The 19,849-nt window shown below is 67.1% G+C and carries 21 protein-coding genes; 13 read left to right on the top strand and 8 right to left on the bottom strand.

The annotated features are described in order from the left end of the window. Window positions 1-132: 132 nt before the first annotated feature. Window positions 133-615, top strand: coding sequence for a GNAT family N-acetyltransferase (locus SOM26_RS11470; RefSeq protein WP_320452860.1), 483 nt, complete (start codon window positions 133-135; stop codon window positions 613-615). An 11-nt stretch (window positions 616-626) separates the two neighbouring features. On the opposite strand, the gene SOM26_RS11465 is transcribed toward SOM26_RS11470, so the two are convergent. Further along, entirely contained in the window at window positions 627-1,376 is a 750-nt protein-coding gene (locus SOM26_RS11465) for an SDR family NAD(P)-dependent oxidoreductase (RefSeq protein ID WP_320452859.1), read from the bottom strand. Window positions 1,377-1,884: 508 nt separating this feature from the next. Between SOM26_RS11465 and SOM26_RS11460 the strand changes: the two genes are divergently transcribed. The 6 genes from SOM26_RS11460 to ribA all read left to right on the top strand — a co-directional run bounded on the left by SOM26_RS11460 (window position 1,885) and on the right by ribA (window position 7,460). Then, on the top strand, window positions 1,885-2,544 hold the full coding sequence (locus tag SOM26_RS11460) for a DsbA family oxidoreductase (RefSeq protein ID WP_320452858.1): 660 nt from the start codon (window positions 1,885-1,887) through the stop codon (window positions 2,542-2,544). 17 nt (window positions 2,545-2,561) lie between these two features. Further along, window positions 2,562-3,023 carry a peptide-methionine (R)-S-oxide reductase MsrB gene (gene msrB, locus SOM26_RS11455; protein ID WP_320452857.1) on the top strand — a complete coding sequence of 154 codons (462 nt, stop codon included), beginning with the start codon at window positions 2,562-2,564 and terminating at the stop codon, window positions 3,021-3,023. Between the two features lie 113 nt (window positions 3,024-3,136). Continuing rightward, entirely contained in the window at window positions 3,137-4,537 is a 1,401-nt protein-coding gene (locus SOM26_RS11450; RefSeq protein WP_320452856.1) for a carbohydrate porin, read from the top strand. 67 nt (window positions 4,538-4,604) lie between these two features. After that, window positions 4,605-5,237, top strand: coding sequence for a LolA family protein (locus SOM26_RS11445; protein ID WP_414712054.1), 633 nt, complete (start codon window positions 4,605-4,607; stop codon window positions 5,235-5,237). Between the two features lie 343 nt (window positions 5,238-5,580). Beyond that, window positions 5,581-6,411, top strand: a complete 831-nt coding sequence (locus SOM26_RS11440) for an exodeoxyribonuclease III (protein ID WP_320452855.1) — start codon at window positions 5,581-5,583, stop codon at window positions 6,409-6,411. Beyond that, window positions 6,408-7,460, top strand: a complete 1,053-nt coding sequence (gene ribA, locus SOM26_RS11435) for a GTP cyclohydrolase II (RefSeq protein WP_320452854.1) — start codon at window positions 6,408-6,410, stop codon at window positions 7,458-7,460. The genes SOM26_RS11440 and ribA overlap by 4 nt, the downstream gene beginning before the upstream one ends. Before the next feature lie 215 nt (window positions 7,461-7,675). On the opposite strand, the gene SOM26_RS11430 is transcribed toward ribA, so the two are convergent. Both SOM26_RS11430 and SOM26_RS11425 read right to left on the bottom strand, forming a co-directional pair. Continuing rightward, a complete protein-coding gene (locus tag SOM26_RS11430; RefSeq protein WP_320452853.1) occupies window positions 7,676-8,344 on the bottom strand; it encodes an HAD family hydrolase in 669 nt (222 codons plus the stop codon). Then, a complete protein-coding gene (locus tag SOM26_RS11425) occupies window positions 8,341-9,000 on the bottom strand; it encodes a YggS family pyridoxal phosphate-dependent enzyme (RefSeq protein ID WP_320452852.1) in 660 nt (219 codons plus the stop codon). Before SOM26_RS11425 ends, SOM26_RS11430 begins: the two co-directional genes overlap by 4 nt. A 22-nt stretch (window positions 9,001-9,022) precedes the next feature. Between SOM26_RS11425 and SOM26_RS11420 the strand changes: the two genes are divergently transcribed. Together SOM26_RS11420 and SOM26_RS11415 are read left to right on the top strand one after the other, a co-directional pair. After that, window positions 9,023-9,535, top strand: a complete 513-nt coding sequence (locus SOM26_RS11420; RefSeq protein WP_320452851.1) for a thiamine phosphate synthase — start codon at window positions 9,023-9,025, stop codon at window positions 9,533-9,535. 52 nt (window positions 9,536-9,587) lie between these two features. After that, a complete protein-coding gene (locus tag SOM26_RS11415) occupies window positions 9,588-10,070 on the top strand; it encodes a COG3650 family protein (RefSeq protein ID WP_320452850.1) in 483 nt (160 codons plus the stop codon). Window positions 10,071-10,113: 43 nt separating this feature from the next. On the opposite strand, the gene SOM26_RS11410 is transcribed toward SOM26_RS11415, so the two are convergent. Beyond that, window positions 10,114-10,818, bottom strand: coding sequence for a hypothetical protein (locus tag SOM26_RS11410; protein WP_320452849.1), 705 nt, complete (start codon window positions 10,816-10,818; stop codon window positions 10,114-10,116). Window positions 10,819-11,039: 221 nt separating this feature from the next. Between SOM26_RS11410 and SOM26_RS11405 the strand changes: the two genes are divergently transcribed. The 4 genes from SOM26_RS11405 to holA are packed head-to-tail and all read left to right on the top strand — an operon-like array spanning window position 11,040 to window position 15,545. Beyond that, window positions 11,040-11,474: a DUF3576 domain-containing protein gene (locus tag SOM26_RS11405; RefSeq protein WP_320452848.1), complete on the top strand. Its 435-nt coding sequence runs from the start codon at window positions 11,040-11,042 to the stop codon at window positions 11,472-11,474. A 12-nt stretch (window positions 11,475-11,486) separates the two neighbouring features. Next, window positions 11,487-13,988, top strand: a complete 2,502-nt coding sequence (gene leuS, locus SOM26_RS11400) for a leucine--tRNA ligase (protein WP_320452847.1) — start codon at window positions 11,487-11,489, stop codon at window positions 13,986-13,988. Then, a complete protein-coding gene (lptE, locus tag SOM26_RS11395; RefSeq protein ID WP_320452846.1) occupies window positions 13,985-14,512 on the top strand; it encodes an LPS assembly lipoprotein LptE in 528 nt (175 codons plus the stop codon). Before leuS ends, lptE begins: the two co-directional genes overlap by 4 nt. Before the next feature lie 13 nt (window positions 14,513-14,525). Then, the gene (holA, locus tag SOM26_RS11390) at window positions 14,526-15,545 is read left to right on the top strand and encodes a DNA polymerase III subunit delta (RefSeq protein WP_320452845.1); all 1,020 of its coding nucleotides are present in this window, start codon (window positions 14,526-14,528) and stop codon (window positions 15,543-15,545) included. A 75-nt stretch (window positions 15,546-15,620) separates the two neighbouring features. Here the strand turns inward: holA and SOM26_RS11385 are convergent, their stop codons facing one another. The 4 genes from SOM26_RS11385 to mnmG are packed head-to-tail and all read right to left on the bottom strand — an operon-like array spanning window position 15,621 to window position 19,781. Further along, window positions 15,621-16,550 (bottom strand): ParB/RepB/Spo0J family partition protein, encoded by a 930-nt coding sequence (locus SOM26_RS11385; protein WP_320452844.1) that lies wholly within the window; start codon window positions 16,548-16,550, stop codon window positions 15,621-15,623. Further along, the gene (locus tag SOM26_RS11380; protein WP_320452843.1) at window positions 16,547-17,338 is read right to left on the bottom strand and encodes a ParA family protein; all 792 of its coding nucleotides are present in this window, start codon (window positions 17,336-17,338) and stop codon (window positions 16,547-16,549) included. Before SOM26_RS11380 ends, SOM26_RS11385 begins: the two co-directional genes overlap by 4 nt. Continuing rightward, entirely contained in the window at window positions 17,335-17,949 is a 615-nt protein-coding gene (gene rsmG / locus SOM26_RS11375) for a 16S rRNA (guanine(527)-N(7))-methyltransferase RsmG (RefSeq protein WP_320452842.1), read from the bottom strand. Before rsmG ends, SOM26_RS11380 begins: the two co-directional genes overlap by 4 nt. Then, window positions 17,946-19,781, bottom strand: a complete 1,836-nt coding sequence (mnmG, locus tag SOM26_RS11370; protein ID WP_320452841.1) for a tRNA uridine-5-carboxymethylaminomethyl(34) synthesis enzyme MnmG — start codon at window positions 19,779-19,781, stop codon at window positions 17,946-17,948. The genes rsmG and mnmG overlap by 4 nt, the downstream gene beginning before the upstream one ends. Between the last annotated feature and the right edge of the window lie 68 nt (window positions 19,782-19,849).

Below are 19,849 nucleotides of genomic sequence, written 5' to 3'. Positions count from 1 at the left end.
TCTCCGTCCGAAAATGGCATGACAAAACCCCCAGCCTAAAACCAGCAAGTGCGTAGGTCGGGCGGATGGCCCGCCGCCATCCGGGGAAATCCGGGATTGCGAAGCCGCCCTGCTTGCGGAAAAGGCGGTACGATGCCGATTCGCCCCGCTTGTGCCTCGGACGCCGCCGCCATCGGCGCGATCATCATGCCCGTGATCCGCGCGGGCGAGACCTATGCGCTCGACCCCGCCATGCCGGAGGCCGCCGCCATCGCCTATTGGCTGGGCCAGGACCGGGCGACCTTCGTCGTGGAGGAAGAGGGGGTGATCCTGGGCACCTATTATCTGCGCGCGAACCAGGCGGGCGGCGGCGACCATGTCGCCAATGCCGGGTATATGACCAGCGCCGCCGCGCGCGGACGCGGACTGGCGCGGGCGATGGCGCTCCACTCGTTCGACGAGGCGCGGGCGCGGGGGTTCACCGCGATGCAGTTCAACTTCGTGGTGAGCAGCAATGCCGCCGCCGTGCATCTGTGGACGGCGCTGGGCTTCGCCACGGTCGGACGGGTGCCGGGGGCGTTCCGGCACCCGCATCTGGGGGCGGTCGATGCCTTGGTGATGCACCGACCGCTATAGTCATCCGGCGATCAGTTTTCTCGGGCAACCTGGAAACCGGCAAAGGACTGGCTGACCGGCATCAGTTCCAGCCGGTTGATGTTCAGGTGCGGCGGCAGCGTGGCGACCCAGAGCAAAGTCGCCGCGATATCGTCGGCGGTCATCGGATCGGATCCGGCATAGAGCGTGTCCGACGCCGCCTGGTCACCGCCGGTGCGGACCGTGGTGAACTCGGTTTCGACCATGCCCGGCTCGATCGAGGTAACGCGCACCCCCTTGCCATGCAGGTCGGCGCGCAGGTTCAGCGAGAATTGCTTCACGAACGCCTTGGTCCCGCCATAGACGTTGCCGCCTGTGTACGGATAGTTCGCCGCCACCGAGGACAGGTTGATGATCCCCCCGCGCCGTTCGATCAGGCGGGGCAGCAGCCGGTGGGTGATGGTGATCAGCCCGTCGATATTGGTCGCGATCATCGTGCGCCACTGGGCCAGGTCGCTGTCCTGCGCAGGCTTGGTGCCGAGTGCGAGGCCCGCATTGTTGACGAGCAGGTCGATGCCCGCAAAATCATCCGGCAGACCGGCCAGTGCGGCGTCCAGCGCATCCTCGTCGGTAATGTCGAAGGCCAGCGGACAAAATGCCTCGCCCAGCTCGTCGGCCAGCGCGCGCAGCCGGTCTTCGCGGCGGCCGGTGCCGATCACCCGCCACCCGGCCGCGACGAAGGCACGCGCGGCGCCCGCACCGATACCGGCGGTCGCACCGGTGACGAGGACAGTCTTGGTCATGGTTTCAATTCCCTCTCGAATCCGGCCCCCTGAGTATCCGGGATACGGATCAGGGGCCATGTACGCTTTGCAAAGCGGCCGGTTGCACGAAGTCGCCACCGGGCATCCGCGATCCAAAACTCACCATGTCACTGAAACCAGGGCTTTTCCCGGATGTTCCGGACAGTGATGCCCAGCCAGAAGGACGGGCGGGAGAATCGAACATGCACCACCGTCCGGCATTATCCAGGCCCCTTCCCCGCTCCGGCCCCTTCCCGCGCGCGCAGGGGGGATGGTGCGAGTTCCGCCCCGCCCTGGACCCGACCGAGGAACCAGCCGCACCCGATACCTCCGGGGAGGCCGTACGCACCGTCTATCCCCGCGCTTCGCCCCGCCCCCACCTGCCCGAACGCTGGGTGCCGGTGCGCGGCTGACATCGCCCCCCGAATGCCCGGGGAGGTTGCAGGGCGTCGGGCCTTTTCCCACATAAGCGGGGCGATCGGACCGGTCGCATCATGCAGGATCGCCCATGCCCCGCCCTTTGCGTATCGACTTCGTTTCCGATGTTTCCTGCCCATGGTGCATCATCGGGCTACGCGGGCTGGAGATCGCGCTGGAACGGCTGAAGGACGAGTGGGGCGACACGGTCGAGGCCCAGATCCATTTCCAGCCCTTCGAGCTGAACCCCGCCATGGCGCCGGAGGGCGAGAATATCGTCGAGCATATCGGTCGCAAATATGGCGCTTCGCCCGAACAATCCGCCGCCAACCGCGCCACCATCCGCGAGCGGGCGGCGGCGGTCGGCTTCACCATGGCGATGACCGACGATGCGCGCATCTATAACAGCTTCGACGCGCACCGGCTGCTCCACTGGGCCGAAGTCGAGGGGCGACAGGCGGCGCTGAAGCACGCGCTGTTCGACAGCTATTTCACGCGCGGCGAGGATATCTCGAATCACGACGTACTGACTGCCGCCGCCGCCCGTGCCGGGCTGGACGCCGAACAGGCCCGCGCGATCCTGTCGTCTGAAAACTACGCCAGCGAGGTGCGCGAGGCGGAGCGACTGTGGCAGGGGCGCGGCATCCAATCGGTGCCCGCCATCGTTATCGACAACCGCTATCTCATTTCGGGTGGCCAGCCGCCCGAATCGTTCGAACAGGCGCTGCGCCAGATCGCCGCCGAAGCCTGAGCCAGAAAGGACATCCCATGGCCGACACCCGTTACGCCAAGACCGAGGAAGCCCTTGGCAAGCTGACGCCCGAGCAATATTATGTGACGCAGCAGAGCGGCACCGAGCGTCCCGGTACTGGCGAATATCTCCACACCCGCGAGCCGGGGCTGTATGTCGACATCGTCTCGGGCGAGCCGCTGTTCGCTTCCGCCGACAAGTTCGATTCGCATTGCGGCTGGCCCAGCTTCACCCGGCCCATCGAGCCCGCGCACGTCAACGAACTGCGCGACACCACGCACGGCATGGTTCGTACCGAGGTCCGCTCGGCGCATGGCGACAGCCATCTGGGCCATGTCTTCCCCGACGGCCCGCGTGATCGCGGCGGCCTGCGCTACTGCATCAACTCCGCCTCGTTGCGCTTCGTGCCGCTCGGGGACATGGAGGCGGAGGGCTATGGCGACTATGTCGATCAGGTCCGCGCGGCCGAGCAGGGATAAAATTCCTCCCCTTGCGGGGGGAGGAACTGCGCCACCTTACGTTAACGGCACCTTTTGCCCTTATGGTCGTTTGCGTCCCGTAACGACGGGATCGAACAAGAGGGGATGCAGGGATGGTGATGGTCTGGGGTTGGGCTCCGCTGCTGATGGCGGCACCACTGGCACCCCAGCAGACCACCGACCCGGTGCCGACCGCCGCACGCGTCTCCCCCGATGCCGCTGTTGGCGATACGCAGCAGCCCCCTACCCGCCGCCGCGCCGTTCGCCCATCCGATAGCGCCCCCTCGGCGATCACCGCCGACACGCGCCGGACGCCGCCGCCGGGGATCATCGGTGACTGGCATGAGATTCGCACCCGGCTCAACGAGCGGGGCATTACCGTCACCGCGCGCTATGCCTCGGAAAGCGCGGCCAATCTCACCGGCGGGCGCAAGACGCTGTTCCGCGAGACGGGGCAGTTCGACGCGGGCGCGCTGTTCGACCTGGAAAAGGTGATGGGGCTGAAGGGCGGGGCGTTCCAGGCCACCCTCACCTATCGCCGTGGCCGCAATCTCAGCGATGACGCGAATCTCGGCACGCTGCAACAGGTGCAGGAGGTCTATGGGCGCGGCCAGACGCTGCGCCTGACGCAATTCTGGTACGAACAGCGGATCGGCGAGCGGTTCGAGCTGAAGCTGGGCCGCACCAATCCGGGCGAGGATTTCGCCATCTTCTCCTGCCATTTCATGAATCTCAGCTTCTGCGGGGCGCAGCCGGGCAATCTGGTCGGCGATTACTGGCAGAATTGGCCGGTCAGCCAGTGGGGCGCGCGGCTGCGCTACGAACCGCGCGACGACCTGTATGTCCAGGGCGCGGTCTATGAGATCAATCCGCGCAACCTGGATACCGACTTCTTCATCGGCCATTTCAAGGGCGCGACCGGCGTGCTGGTCCCCGCCGAGGTCGGCTGGATCCGCAATGCCAGTGCGGGCAAGATCGGATCGTACAAGCTGGGCGGCTGGGTCGCGACGGCGGATGCGGCGGACGTGTTCCTCGACATCAACCGCCGTCCGATCGCGATCACCGGGCTGGCCCCGTTGCAGCGGACCAGCCGCTACGGCGTGTACGTCAATATCCAGCAGCAGCTGACCGGCGAGACCAAGGACGGCAAGGCGGAAAACGGCCTCAGCGTCTTCCTGAACGCGACCCAGGCCGACCGCGCGACCAGCGTGACGGACAACCAGATCGCGGCCGGGCTGTTCTACAAGGGGCTGGTCCCCGCCGTGCCCGGCGACGTGCTGGGCTTCGGCGTGGCGCGCACCCATGTGAACGGGCGCGTGGCGGACGGCCAGCGGCTCGACCCCGCCCGGCCGCCCGTGCAGGGCTCCGAATATGCGGCGGAGGTCTATTACAGCATCCACCCCGCCGAATGGTTGGAGATGCGGCCCAACGTCCAGTTCGTCCACCATCCCGGCGGCTATGCCCAGGCCGATGACGTGACGATCCTGGGCTTGAAGGCGGCCTTCACCCTATAACGCGGGCAATTCACGACCCATTCAATAGGCGGCGCGCAAGGACAGGCGTGCCCAAAGGAGTGATTTGATGATCCGTTCGATGATGGCGTCCGCCCTGCTGGCGCCGACCGCCATGGCGATGGTCGCCGCCCCCGTGCCCGCCGTCGCGCAAGCCACCGGCGATCTGGCGGCGGTGCAGCGGCACCTGCAATCGGTGCAGACGATGACCGCCGACTTCACCCAACAGGACCGCGCGGGCAAGGTGCTGACCGGCACGCTGACCATGAAGAAGCCGGGCAAGATCCGGTTTCAGTATGAAAAGGGCGTGCCCCTACTGATTGTCGCCGATGGCGGCAGCCTGACCTTCATCGACTATTCCGTGCGGCAGGTGCAGCGCTGGCCGATCAAGAACTCGCCGCTGGGCGTCCTGCTCGACCCCAGCCGCGATATCGGCCGTTATGCCAAGGTCGTGCCCAGTGCCGACTCGCGCCTGCTGTCGGTCGAGGCGAACGATCCCAAGCATCCCGAGTACGGCAAGATCACTCTGGTCTTCGCGCGCGATCCGGCGGCGCCGGGCGGGCTGATGATGCAGGGCTGGGTCGCGCTGGACAGCCAGAACAATCGCACGACGATCCGCCTGTCCAACCAGCGATTCGGCGTGCCGGTGGACGACAAGGCGTTCCGATTCAACGACCCGCGGAGGACACCGACCCGTAACTGAACGGTCGGGGGCCGTTTCATTCATCCGGGCGACAGGTTCGCTGGCCTATCAAGGCGTTGCGGTTGAGGGGCCTTCGAGATTCCCCCCTGTTGCTCGGATGAGCACCCTCATCCCGCCTGCGTGACGAACGCTAGGTCGGCCCTCGCTCCATGCCCCCGGAGCGGGGGCCTTTCCGTTTTTCTTCCGGCTCCCATCCCGGCGAAGGCCGGGGCCCGGTCGCCATGCCGCAGATGGCACGCATCACGTGGCGTGGGAGGCAAAGGCGTCGCGCGCTCGATCGTCCGCCACATCTGAACCCCGGCCTTCGCCGGGGTGGTAGAGAAATAGGCAGCACCGCTCCACTATGCGGGTAACCTTGTCTCACCCCCCTGCCCCCGCTACATCGCTTCCCGTGAAAATCGCCTCCTGGAACATCAATTCGGTGCGTTTCCGCGCCGCGATCGTCGAGCAATTCCTGAAGGAAGCCGCGCCCGACGTGCTGTGCCTCCAGGAGACGAAGGTCGTCGATGACGACTTCCCCTTCGATCTGTTCCGCGCGCTGGGGTACGACCACATCATCATCCACGGCCAGCGGATGCACCACGGCGTCGCGATCGTCGCGCGTGTGCCGATCGTCGAGGACGACCGTCTGGACTGGCAGGCCAATGCCGAGGCACGGCATGTCGGCATCCGACTGCCGAACGGCGTGCGGCTGGAGAATGTCTATATCCCGGCGGGCGGCGACGTGGCGGACCGCGAGGTGAACCCCAAATTCGGCCAGAAGATCGATTTCCTGGGCCGCATGATCGAATGGTCCAGCCAGCTCGACTGTCCGACCATCCTGACCGGCGACTTCAACATCGCCCCGCTCGAATCGGACGTGTGGAGCCACAAGCAACTGCTCGACGTGGTCAGCCACACCCCGATCGAGGTGGAAACGCTGGGCAAGCTTCAGGCGTCGAACGACTGGGTCGATCTCGGCCGTCACTTCATCCCCGCGCCGCAGCGGCTCTATACCTGGTGGAGCTACCGCGCGAAGGACTGGGCGGCGTCGGATCGCGGGCGGCGGCTCGACCATATGTGGGCGACGCGCGACGTGGCCGAAAAGGCGGTCGGCCATCAGGTGTTCGAGGGATGCCGCAGCTGGCTGAAACCCTCCGACCATATCCCGATCATGACGGAATTCGATTTTTGAGCCTTCCCGACTCCAAGGCGGCGGCGCGCGCGATCGACGCATTGCGCCGGGGGTGGCCGATCGCGATCGCGGGCCAGCCTTTGCTTGCCGTGGAGACCGCCGATCCGCTGCGCCTTGCCGCCTTCGATCCCGAAGCTCGCGCGCCGGTCCTGATCTCGGCCGGGCGCGCCGCGACGTTGAAACTGACCAACCAGATCGAGGCGGCCGATCCCGACGCCGCCGTCCTGGTCGAGCGTGCCCCCTGGATCGATTTTGCCGCCGCCACTGCGCTGGCCGACCCGCAATTCGACCTCGCCACCCCGTTGAAAGGACCGTTTCGCGCGCTCCCCCTGCCCGACCCGGCGGTCGCGGCGGCGGCGATCCGGTTCGCGCGGATCGCCGGGATGCTGCCCGCCTTTTTCCTGGGCGGCACGGGCGTCGAGGCGGATATCGACCTGGCCGATATCGCCGCGCATGAAAATGCCGAAGCGCTGGCCATCGCCACCCGCGCGCGCCTGCCCGTGGCGGGGGCGGAAGACGCCGAGATCGTCGCCTTCCGCTCGCCCCATGCAGCGGGCGAGCATGTCGCGCTGCTGATTGGCCAGCCGAACAGCCAGCCGCCACTGGTGCGACTGCACAGCGAATGCCTGACCGGCGATGTGCTCGGCAGCCTGAAGTGCGATTGCGGGCCGCAGCTCCATGCCGCGATCCATGCCATCGCCGACTCGGGCTGGGGCATATTGCTCTATCTGCGGCAGGAGGGGCGCGGGATCGGACTGGTCAACAAGCTGCGCGCGTACCAGCTTCAGGATCAGGGTTTCGATACGGTCGACGCCAACACCCGGCTGGGCTTCGCGATCGATGCGCGCGACTTCGGCGTGGCGGCGCGGATGTTGACGTTGATGGGACAGGACCAGGTGCGGTTGCTGACCAACAATCCGGCCAAGGTGGCCGGGCTGGAGGCGGCGGGGGTGCAGGTGGTCGAACGGGTGGCGCACAGCCTGCCGCCCAATCCGCACAATGAACGCTATCTGGCGACCAAGCGGGACCGGACCGGGCACCAGCTCTAAGGCGATACCCCACGCCCCGTTCGCTCAGGCCGAACGGGGGCCAGGTGTTTGATCCATCCAAGCCGAAGCGCCACCCCGGCGGAGGCCGGGATCCAGTCGGGGGTGCCGTTGTGATGGTCCGGCTCGCTCCATCAATGAAGCCTTCGCAACTGGCCCCCGGCCTCCGCCGGGGTGGTAACGCAACAGGTCTGGTCTGGTGGATCAAACACCTAGGGTTAAAGCCCCAATTCCTGCCGCACATCCGCATAATCGTGCGCGATCGCCGCGACCCCGATATCCCGCAACCGCTGGTCGTGCCCGATCGCGCAGTGCGTGCCCATGCACATACCGATGACGTGCCCACCGCTCGCCACCGCGCCAGTCGCGCCGACGGGGGAATCCTCCAGGATCGCGCAATCCTCGATCCGAACGCCCAGGCGATCCGCCGCGAACAGGTACAGGTCCGGCGCGGGCTTGCCCCGCGTGACATGCTCGCGCCCGCTATAGACATGCTCGCCGAACGCCTCGCGCAGGCCCAGATGGCGCAGGTGCCGGTCGAGCCAGACGGTCGGGCTTGACGACACCACCGCCTTGGGAAAATCGGCGGGCAGCATGCGGACGAAATCCACCGCCCCGGCGATCGCGGCGACACCCTCGTCCATCGCGCGCACGTCTTCGCTGCGCCGTGCCGCATAGAAGCTCTCGGGCAGCGTCTGCCCGATCCGCCCCTCGATGGTCGCGATGAAGTCCTTGCCCGCCAGCCCCATATAATGATGCATCGCCTCTTCGGGCGTGTGCGGATGGCCGTTGGCGGTCAGCCATTCGGCCAGGTGGCGATTGCCCTCATATTCGCTGTCGATCAGGACGCCGTCGAAATCGAACAGCAGCGCGGCAAAGCGGCTCATCCGCGCGCTCCGAACAGCGCGCTGCCGATGCGGACATGGCTGGCGCCCAGCATCGCGGCGACCTCGTAATCGTCGGACATGCCCATGCTCAGCTTTTCCAGGCCGAGTTCGCGCGCCATCTTGGCGAGCAGCGCGAAATAGGGCGCGGCATCGACGCCGTGCGGCGGGATCGCCATCAGGCCGATGATCGGCAGCCCGGCGGCGCGTGCCTGCTCCAGCATGGCGGGGGCGTCGGCGATGGCACATCCGCCCTTCTGCTCTTCCTCGCCGATATTGACCTGCAGGAAACAGTCGGGCCGCCTGTCGCTCCTGGCCATCGCCTCGGCCAGGGCAGCGATCAGCGAGGGGCGGTCGACGGTGTGGATCACGTCGAACAGCGCCACCGCGTCGGCCGCCTTGTTCGACTGCAACTGGCCGATCAGGTGAAGTTCGACACCCGGAAACGCCTCGGCCAGTGCGGGCCATTTCGCCGCCGCCTCCTGCACGCGGTTTTCGCCGAACACGCGGTGCCCGGCCTCGAGCAGCGGGCGGATCGTGTCGGCATCATGCGTCTTCGACACCGCGATCAGGGTCGGGGCGGCGTGATCGCCCAGCGCGGCGGCGCGCCGAAGCTGGTCGGAAACGGTGGAAAGGCGGGAAACGCTGTCGTCGGTCATGCCCCGCGCTATAGTCGCGCCGATGGCCGACCGATACCCCGTGACATGGCTGATGACCGACGAACGGCTGGGCGACGGGCTGTGGCGCGCACTCAGGTGCCTGCCGCCGGGATCGGGGGTGGTGTTCCGCCATCACGCGACACCCCCGGCGGCGCGGCGGGCAATCCATCGCCGGGTATGGCGGATCGCCAAGGCGCGGCGGCTGGTCCTGCTGGTCGCGGGGGGTGGCCTGCCCGGCGACGGGGTGCACAGGCATGGCCGGACGACGGGTGTGCGAAGCTGGCCCGCGCATGACCAGACGGAGGCGGTACAGGGCTGGAAGGCCGGGGCCGACCTGCTGTTCGTATCGCCGATTCATCCCACCCGCTCGCATCCCGGCGCGCCGTCGCTGGGCCCGGCCCGCGCCGCGCGGATTGGGCGGGAACTCGGCTTGCCCAGGATCGCGCTGGGGGGAATGGATGCCGCGCGGTTCCGGGCGTTGCGCGGACGCTTTCACGGCTGGGCGGCGATCGATGCCTGGATTTGCCGGGCTTGACCCTCTCGCCGAACCATCGTCTCCTTCGCCGATGGTTTGAGAGGAATCGACGATGCTCGCCCTGATCCTGACCGCCACCGCCACCGCCACTGTGACGACGCCGATTCCGGCGGGCCTTGCCGCCTATGTCCGTGACCGGAAGCTGACACGTTACGACCACGCGCTCTCCGACCTGAACGGTGACGGCGGTCCCGAGGCGCTGGTCTATGCCTGGCAAGGTCGCGAGGGTGGACGGGACGTGAATTTGTGCGGATCGGGCGGATGCGATCTGACCGTGCTCTCGCTCACCCTGACCGGCTACCGCGTCGTTTCGACCATCAGTATCACGCGTCCACCGATCCGCGTGCTGGCCAGCATGTCGAACGGCTGGCACGACCTGAGCGTGCTGGTCGCCGGGGGTGGAATCCAGCCCGGCTACCGCGCCCGGCTGCGCTTCGACGGCAAGGGCTATCCCGCCAATCCCAGCGTCGCACCCGCCCAGGCGATCAAGGGGTCCGAACGCGGCACGACCGTCATCGCGGCGAAGATACGCTGATCGGAGAAAAAACGCCGCCCACCGCCTGGCGGGCAGTGCCGCATCAGAAGCGGAAGGCGGTGCCCAGATAGACGGCCTGGCTGTTGCGGCGATCGTCGTCGATCCGTGCCAGCCGCTCGCGATCCGAACGATAACGAACACCCGCCGTCACATCCAGATTGCGGGTCAACGCATAGGATCCGCCCATGTCGAGCGAATAATTGGCGGGCATGTCGACCAGCTTGGGCGCGCCGTCGATCGGTCGATCGGTCGACGCCTTCACGCGGCCGGTAAAGCGATTGGCGGTATAGCTGACCGCGACATCGGCGGTTTCGCGGCTACCCGGCAGGCCGGCCAGGTCGACGCGCGCAATGTCACCCGACAGGGCCACCCGCTTCCAACCGACCGCCGCACCCAGATTATAGGATACCGGCGCCAGCCCGACGGTGGCTGCGGTGCCCGCCGCGATCCGTTCGTCACTGGTCCGGCTGGTCCGCGCGCGCACCGCGACGCTGACCGCGCGATTGTTGCCGTGCTGGCTTTCGGCCGGGGTAAAGCGCAGATCGCCCGCATCGAGCCCGCTACGCGCGAAGATCGCCGCCAATCGGGGATCGGCCGCGGCGGGGGTGAAACCGCCGCGCATCAGGCTGAGCGAACGCTTGGGTGTCCGGGCGTTCTGCTCGACCGCGCCGATGGCGGGCGCGACCATCGCGGTCGTGGCGGCAAGCGCCCCGATTGCGATTCCGATCACCACACGCCCGAACGACACGGCTCACCCCTTTGTCTTGAAACCCTTTGCAGGTTCGCTCCTAACATGGAAAGCGGCGTGAGCGATCCCATTGTTACGGGCGCGAATGCGAATCTTGTCCGAGTGTTGCGCATCCCCCACAGAATCGAATGGCCTTCCGCGATTCGCCGGGGCGCTTGCCGGGGTGACGGGGCCCCTGTAGAGGCGATAGGCAACCCTTATTCCCAGTCAGGATATTGCCGATGCTTCGCCGTTCCGCCACCGCGTTCGCGGTTATCGCCGCCCTGTCGCTCGGGGCCTGTGCCGGCAAGAAGGAGCGCCCCCAGGGCGATATGGCCGCGTCGAAGGTCACGACGATCGGCGTGAACTCCTATCTGTGGCGCGCAAGCCTCGACACGCTCAGCTTCATGCCGCTGACCCAGACCGATTCCAACGGCGGCGTCATCGTCACCGACTGGTACATCAACCCGCAGGTGCCGACCGAGCGGATGAAGGTGACCGTGACCATCCTCGACCAGGATCTGCGCGCCGACGCGCTGCGCGTGACCGCGCTGCGCGAAGTCAATCGCGGTGGCCAGTGGGTGGACGCACCGGTGCAGGCCGCGACCATCCAGAAGCTGGAAGACATCATCCTGACCAAGGCGCGCGACCTGCGCCGTGCCTCGATCACGAAGTAAAAGACGATACCGATGGCCTCGCGTTACAATGCCCTGAAATCGGATTCGACCTGGCAGCGGATCTGGGAAGAACGGCGCACCTTCGCCGCTGACGACCACAGCCCCAAGCCCCGGTCCTATGTCCTTGAGATGTTTCCCTATCCGTCGGGGCGCATCCATATGGGGCATGTCCGCAACTATACGATGGGCGACGTGCTGGCCCGGTATCGCCGGATGATCGGGCATGAGGTGCTCCACCCGATGGGCTGGGACGCATTCGGCATGCCCGCCGAGAATGCCGCGATGGAAAAGGGCGTCCATCCCGGCGGCTGGACCCGCGACAATATCGCGACGATGAAGGCGCAGCTGAAGCGGCTGGGCTTCGCGCTCGACTGGACGCGCGAAATCGCGACCTGCGAGCCCGATTATTACGGGCATGAGCAGGCGCTGTTCCTCGACCTGTATGCCGGTGGCCTGGTCTATCGCAAGGAATCGGCGGTCAACTGGGACCCGGTCGACATGACCGTGCTGGCCAATGAGCAGGTGATCGACGGGCGCGGCTGGCGCTCGGGCGCGCTGGTCGAGAAGCGCAAGCTGAACCAGTGGTTCCTGAAGATCACCGACTTCGCCGACGAGCTGCTGGAGGGCCTCACCACCCTCGAGCATTGGCCCGACAAGGTGAAGCTGATGCAGGAGAACTGGATCGGCCGCAGCAAGGGCCTGCAGTTCCGCTTTGCGCCGGTCGCGCCCTTCGCGACGCCGATCGAGGTCTATTCGACGCGGCCCGACACGATCTTCGGCGCAAGCTTCGTCGCGATCGCGGCGGATCACCCGATCGCGCGTGAGCTGGGCGAGGCCAACGCGGACGCCGCGGCCTTTATCGAGCGTTGCAAGGCGGGCGGCACGACGGCGGCCGAGCTGGAGACGCAGGAAAAGCTGGGCTTCGACACCGGCTATCGGATGCAGCATCCGATGGACGCCAGCATCACCCTGCCCGTCTATATCGCGAACTTCGTGCTGATGGATTACGGCACGGGCGCGGTGATGGGCGTGCCCGCGCATGACCAGCGCGACCTGGACTTCGCGCGCAAATACGGCCTGTCCGTCACCCGCGTCGTCGCCGACGGCGACGTGGCTGTCCCGGTGTTCGAGGGCGACACCGCCTATACCGGCACCGGGCGGCTGGTGAACTCCGGCCCGCTCGACGGGATGGACGTGGAGGCCGCCAAGGCCGCCGTCATCGCCCGTGCCGAGGGCGAAGGCTGGGGCCAGGGCCAGACCGTGTACCGCCTGCGCGACTGGGGCGTCAGCCGCCAGCGTTACTGGGGCACGCCGATTCCGATCATCCATTGCGACGATTGCGGCGCGGTGCCGGTGCCCAAAGACCAGTTGCCGGTCACATTGCCCGAGGACGTCACCTTCGACGTGCCCGGCAATCCGCTCGACCGACACGCGACCTGGAAGCATGTCGACTGCCCGTCCTGCGGCAAGCCCGCCCGACGCGAAACCGACACGCTCGACACCTTTGTCGATTCGTCCTGGTATTTCATCCGCTTCGCCAGCCAGCCCAAGGATCGTCCGTTCGATCCCGAGGTGGTCAAGCAGTGGCTGCCGGTCGGCCAGTATATCGGCGGCGTCGAGCATGCAATCCTGCATCTGCTCTATGCCCGCTTCTGGACGCGCGCGCTCAAGCATATCGGCCTGATCGACGTGGCGGAGCCGTTCGCGGGCCTGTTTACGCAGGGCATGGTCACGCACGAGAGCTACAAATCCTCGGACGGCCGCTGGCTCGCGCCGGGGGAAATCCGCGACGGCATCGAGATCGCGACCGGTAACCCGATCACCGTCGGTCGCGTCGAGAAGATGTCCAAGTCCAAGAAGAACACCGTCGATCCCGAACCCATTGTGGATCAGTATGGCGCGGACGCGGTACGCTGGTTCATGCTGTCCGACAGCCCGCCCGAGCGTGACCTGCCTTGGTCGGAATCGGGCATCGAGGGTTCGTGGCGCTTCGTCCAGCGCTTGTGGCGTCTGTTCGACGCTTCCGAAGCCGCCGAGGGCGAGGACAAGCCGCTCTCGCGCAAGCTGCACCAGACCATCGCGGGCGTCGCGGCAGATATCGAAGCACTCGCCTTCAACAAGGCGGTCGCCAAGCTGTACGAGCTGGTCAACGCGATCGAAAAGGCCAAGCCGTCGGCGGCGCGTAACGAGGCGATCCGCACCACCATGTTGCTGGTCGCCCCGATGGTCCCGCACATGGCCGAGGAAGCCTGGGCGGGCATGGGCCAGGACGGCCTGATCGCTGACGCGGCCTGGCCAGTCGTGGACGAGAGCCTGCTGGTCGAGGACGAAGTCACCGTCGCGGTGCAAGTCAACGGCAAGCTGCGCGACACGCTGACCGTCGCCAAGGGGCTTCCCAAGGACCAGCTGGAGGCGACCGCGCTGGCGTCGGACAAGGTCATCCGCGCGCTGGACGGCGCAACCCCGAAGAAGGTGATCGTCGTGCCCGACCGTCTGGTGAACATCGTCGCATGAAGCCGCTTCCCCTCATCGCTGCCGGTCTGGCGCTGACGCTCGGCCTGTCGGGTTGCGGCCTGCATCCGCTTTATGCGGGGGGCGGCGCCGGCCCGGTGGCGGGTGCGCTGTCGCAGATCGAGGTCGCACCGATCCAGGGGAAGGCCGGTTGGCTGATGGCCAATGCGCTGAACGACCGGCTGGGCGGCAAGAGCGGCACGGCGCGCTATCGCTTGGACGTGAAGCTGGACGACCAGATTCGCGGGCTTGGCGTGCGGCGTGACGACTCGGTGGTGCGTGAGCGGCGAATCCTGCGCGCGCGCTATCAGCTTGTCGATCAGACCAGCAACGCGGTGCTGGTCGATGCCACCGCCGGATCGGATGCGGGTATCGACGTCGTCCGCTCGGAATATGCGACGATCGCGGCGGAAAACACCGCGCTGGAGCGGCTGTCGGTGATCGTGGCGGACGAGATCGTCGCACGACTCGCCACCTATGCCCGGTCGCGTCCCGGCGAGGCGATGGCGCCCCCTACCCGCCCGTGACGGCGCTGCGGTCTTGAAAGCCAACGCCAACCAGATTCGCCAGGCGCTGGGACGGCCCAGCGCCGATATTCGTCTCTATCTGCTCCACGGGCCCGACGAAGCCGGGGCCAGCGAGTTGGCGCGGGTGCTCGCCAAGGCAATGGGCCCGGAGGCCGAGCGGATCGACCTCGAGTCCGCCACACTGAAAAGCGACCCGGCGCGGCTGACCGATGAAGCGGCGTCCATGTCGTTGTTCGGCGGCCCGCGCCATATCCGCATCGCCAGCGTGGGCGAAGAAGGACTGGCCGCCTTTACCGCGCTGCTCGAAGCCGAGTCGGCGGGCAATCCGGTCGTCGCCATCGCCCCCACGGTCAAGACGACGGCCAAGATCGTCAAGCTGGCGCTCGATTCGCCGCGCGCGATGGCGTTCGGATGCTATGCCCCGACCGCGGCGGATGCCGAGCGGCTGGCCGTCACCATCGGTGGAGAGATGGGCCTGCGCCTGGCCGCCGGCGTGCCGGCGCGGTTGGTAGAGGCGGCAGCCGCCGACCGTTCGGTGATGCTGCGCGAACTGGAAAAGCTCGCTCTGTATCTCGATGCCGCCCCCGACCGTCCCCGCGAAGTCGATCATGCCGCGATGGACGCGATCGGTGCCGATCTGGGCGAGGTCGAGATGGGCGATGCGGTCGAGGCGGTGGTCGAGGGTCGCGTCGGCGATCTGGGCGGCGAACTGGCCCTGCTCGACGAGGGCGGGGCCTCCCCCATCCCCTGGCTGCGCGCGCTCGCCCGGCGGCTGGTCGCGCTGGCCGAGATGCGGGCCGACGTCGATGCGGGCGAGCCGGTGGAAGCGGTGATGAAGCGCCACCGCGTCTTCTTTCGCGACGAGGCCAAGACGGCCAAGGCGCTGCGACGCTGGACCCCGGCGATGCTCGCGCGCGCCCTGGCGCGAATCCGGGCGGCGGAACGCGCCGTCATGGCGCCGGGTAATGCCGGATCGGTACTGGCCGAGGCCGAGGCGACGATCATCGCACAAGGTATCGCCCGGCGGGGTTAGGGCAACCAACGCCCCTACCCCTCAAAAATTGAATTTGAGCTGCGCCAGGCCCCGAAAGGCTACGGCGTCCCGCTTTCAAATACCCTCACCGGTCAGCCGCTGGCACACCATGTCGAGCTGGTCGAGCGTCGAGTAGCTGAGCGTCAGCGTCCCCCCCTTCTCGCCATGCGCGATCCGCACCGACAGGCCCAGGAGATCAGCCAGCTGACCCTCCAGCGCGGCGATGTCTGCGTCGACGACATCCTGCTGCCCGGCAGCACGCGGTCCCTGCTCACCATCGGAGGCAGAGGAGCCCTTGCGACCGCCACCCTTGGCCTCGCGGGTCAGCTTTTCGGTTTCGCGCACGCTCAGGCCGCGTGCGATCACCTGGTCGGCCAGCGCCTCGACCTCGTTCGCCCCCAGCAAGGCGCGGGCATGGCCCATCGACAGCGCGCCGTTGACGACCTGGCTCTGCACCGTGTCGGGCAGTTCGAGCAGGCGCAGCAGGTTGGCGACATGGCTGCGCGACTTGTGGACGATCTTGGCCAGCGCCTCCTGCGTATGGCCGAACTCCCCCGCCAGCCGCTGATAGGCCTGGGCTTCTTCGATCGCATTCAGGTCCTGGCGCTGGATATTCTCGATCAGCGCGACTTCGAGCGTCTGGGCGTCGTCGAAGTCACGGATGACGACCGGGACCTCATGCAGCCGCGCACGCTGGGCGGCACGCCAGCGACGCTCGCCCGCGACGATCTGATAATCCCGGCCATGCGGGCGCACGACGATCGGCTGGATCAGCCCGCGTGCCGAAATCGAGGCGGCGAGTTCATCAAGCGCGGCTTCGTCGAAATGGCGGCGTGGCTGGTCGGGATGCGGTTGCAACGCCCCGACCGGCAACATGCGTACGCCGCCCGGAGTCGGCTGGTCGCCCGGCCGGATCGGCGCCTCGCGAGCTATATCGCCCAGCAAGGCCCCCAGGCCACGGCCCAGACCGGGGCGCGGCCGCTTTGCGCTCGTCTCGCCGCTCATGCCGCTGCCGCTCCCGGCTGGGTGCCGAGCGGCAGGCGTGCGATCAGCTCCCGCGCCAGCGCGATATAGGCCAGGCTGCCGACGCAACGATGGTCATAGATCAGCGCGGGCAAACCATGGCTGGGCGCCTCCGAGAGTCGGACGTTGCGCGGAATCACCGTATCGAACACTACACCCCCCAAAACGGCGCGCACATCGGCCGACACCTGGTCGGTCAGCCGGTTGCGCCGATCGTACATCGTCAAGGCCACGCCCAGGATCGCCAGCCCCGGATTGAACCGCGCACGGATCCGCTCGACCGTGGTCAACAGCTGCGACAGGCCCTCCAGCGCGAAGAACTCGCATTGCAGCGGGACGAGCAGCGAATCGGACGCGACCATCGCGTTGATCGTCAGCAGTCCCAGCGACGGCGGACAGTCGACCAGGACGATATCCCAATTGCCCTGCGTCCGGCGCAGCGCATGATCGAGCCGGTGCGTCCGATTCTCGTAATCGACCAGCTCCAGCTCCGCACCCGACAGATCGACCGTCGCTGGCACGACATCGAGGCGCGGAACCTGGCTATGCACCACCGCATCGTCGATCCGCGCTTCTCCGAGCAGCACATGATAGCTGGAGAACATCCGCTGGCTGTTGGGAATGCCCAGCCCCGTCGAGGCATTACCCTGAGGATCGAGGTCGATCAGCAGGACGTTCAGCCCCGTCGCCGAGAGAGCGGTGGCGAGGTTGATGGCGCTGGTGGTCTTGCCCACCCCACCCTTCTGGTTCGCGATGGCAACGCAGATCATCGGGCCCCTACTCGGTCGAGGATCACGATCGACGAGTCCGCCGAGGTGATGCTATGTTCCACGTGAAACACGAAGCGCCATTGCCGCTTAAGGGTCTTGATCTCGCGCTCGTCCAGGCGGCCACGCGGGAGCAGCCACCGTGTTTCCTGTGTGCCGCAGTGGACGGCGGCGCGCAAAAGATTTTCCACCGTGGCGACGGCTCGGGCCGAAATAACATCGGCCTTCACGTCCACCGCCTCGATCTTCGAGGCATGGACCGTGACGCGGTCCGCCACCCCCAGACGTTCGGCACAATCGCGCAAGAAGTCCGCCCGGCGCTTGCGCGGTTCGACCAGCGCCATCCGCCCCGGCCAGGCAAGTGCCACGACCATGCCCGGAAAGCCGCCACCCGTTCCGATATCGACCCATTGCCCATCGGGACGATCGGCCAGCGGAATCAGCTGTACCGAGTCGAGCGCATGCCGCGCCCAGATCGTCGGAATGGTCGAGGGCGCGATCAAATTCTGCTGGTCGTTCTCGACGATGACGAGGTTCAGGAAATAGTCGATTCGCGCGGCGGCCTCTTCGCCGAACCGTTCTACCACCCAGTCCCGCGCTTGTTCTTCGGTCATGCCGCCACCTTTCGGGCGTGGAGGAGGACGGCCGACAAGGCGGCCGGAGTGATTCCACGAATACGCGATGCCGCCGCCAGCGTGGCAGGGCGCGCGAGGCTGAGCCGGTCGATCATCTCCTGCGACAGGCCCGGAATGGCTTCATAGTCGATCGCGGGCGACAACAGGATCTGTTCGTCGGCGCGCAGCCGAGCGACTTCCTCGGCCTGGCGCTCGACATAGGGAGCGTAGCGCGCATCCTCCAGAGTCTCGGCAATGACGGCCGGGTCACAGCCTTGCGCCGCGTCGGGCGCAACATGGGCAAGTGTGACGCCGTCGAACCGCAGCCATTCATAGGCCGTCCGCCGTGCCCCATCCTGCGCGATCGCCGCACCGCTACGCGCCAGATCGGAGGCGGTTCGTATGACACCCAGCCGTTCCTGCAAAGCGGCCCGCTGCTCCAGCCGCTCCTGCCGATGCGCCAGCCGCTTGGACGACAGGCAGCCTGCAGCCTCGGCGATATCGCCCAGCCGAGTCTCGGCATTGTCGGCGCGTAGCGACAGCCGATACTCGGCGCGCGCGGTCAGCATCCGATAGGGCTCGGTCACACCCTGCAACACCAGGTCGTCGATCATCACGCCCAGATAGCTCGACGCGCGATCAAGGATGACGGGCGACAGACCGCATGCATGGGCGGCGGCGTTGAGCCCGGCGATCAGCCCCTGCCCCGCCGCTTCCTCATAACCGGTCGTACCGTTGATCTGCCCGGCACAGAACACGCCCTCCAGCGCGCCCAGCGCCAGCCGCGCATCCAGCGCGCGCGGGTCGATATGGTCATACTCCACCGCATAGCCGGGCAGCGTGATCACCGCCCGCTCCAGCCCCGGCATGGAGGCGATCATCGCCGCCTGCACATCGGTCGGCAACGAAGTCGACAGGCCGTTGGGGTAGACCAGCGGATCGTCCAGCCCTTCCGGCTCCAGGAAGATCTGATGGCTGTCGCGGTCGGCGAAGCGCTTGATCTTGTCCTCGATCGACGGGCAATAGCGCGGGCCATTCGCTTCGATCGCACCGGTGAACAGAGGCGAACGGTGAAAGGCCGCCGCGATGATCGCGTGGGTTTCTACCGTGGTCCGGGTGATCGCGCAGGCGATCTGCGGCAATGGCCGGGCCGCCGTCATCGGCGACATCGTCCAGGGATCGGTGTCGCTGGGCTGCTCGTCCAGCCTGGCCCAGTCGATCGTCCGACCGTCGAGACGCGGCGGTGTGCCGGTCTTCATCCGCGCCATCGGCAGCCCAAGCGCACGAAGCTGCTCGGCCATGCGGGTCGCGGCACGCTCACCGATGCGACCGCCAAGATGGCGTTCCTCACCCCGGAAGAGCCGTCCGCCGAGGAAGGTGCCGGTCGCCAGCACCACCGCGCGAGCGGACAGGATCGAACCGTCGCCCAGTTGCACACCCGCCAGACGGCCGCCGTCGAGGACCAGCGCCTCGGCCTCGCCCTCGACGATAGTCAGGTTCGGTTGGGCCGCCAGCATCGCCTGGATGGCTCCGGCATAGCGCCGTCGGTCGGCCTGGACACGCGGGCCTTGCACCGCCGTGCCTTTGCTCCGGTTGAGCATACGATAATGGATCGCGCCCTGATCCGCCGCCTGGCCGATCAGCCCGTCAAAGGCGTCGACCTCGCGCACGATATGGCCCTTCCCCAATCCGCCGATCGCCGGATTGCAGGACATGGCGCCCAGGCCATGGCGATCGAAAGACAAAAGGGCCGTCCGCGCACCCCGGCGCGCGGCCGCCGCAGCGGCTTCGGTTCCCGCGTGACCACCACCGATCACTACGACATCAAACATGCTCCCGCCCTACCGGAAGGACGGGGCAGCGTCAAAGCGATCCCTACCAACATTCTATGCTTAACGTT

Origin of the sequence: Sphingomonas sp. CFBP8993, assembly GCF_034044895.1 — a bacterium.
Classification (GTDB): domain Bacteria; phylum Pseudomonadota; class Alphaproteobacteria; order Sphingomonadales; family Sphingomonadaceae; genus Sphingomonas.
This window is presented reverse-complemented; position numbering and strand designations above follow the sequence as displayed.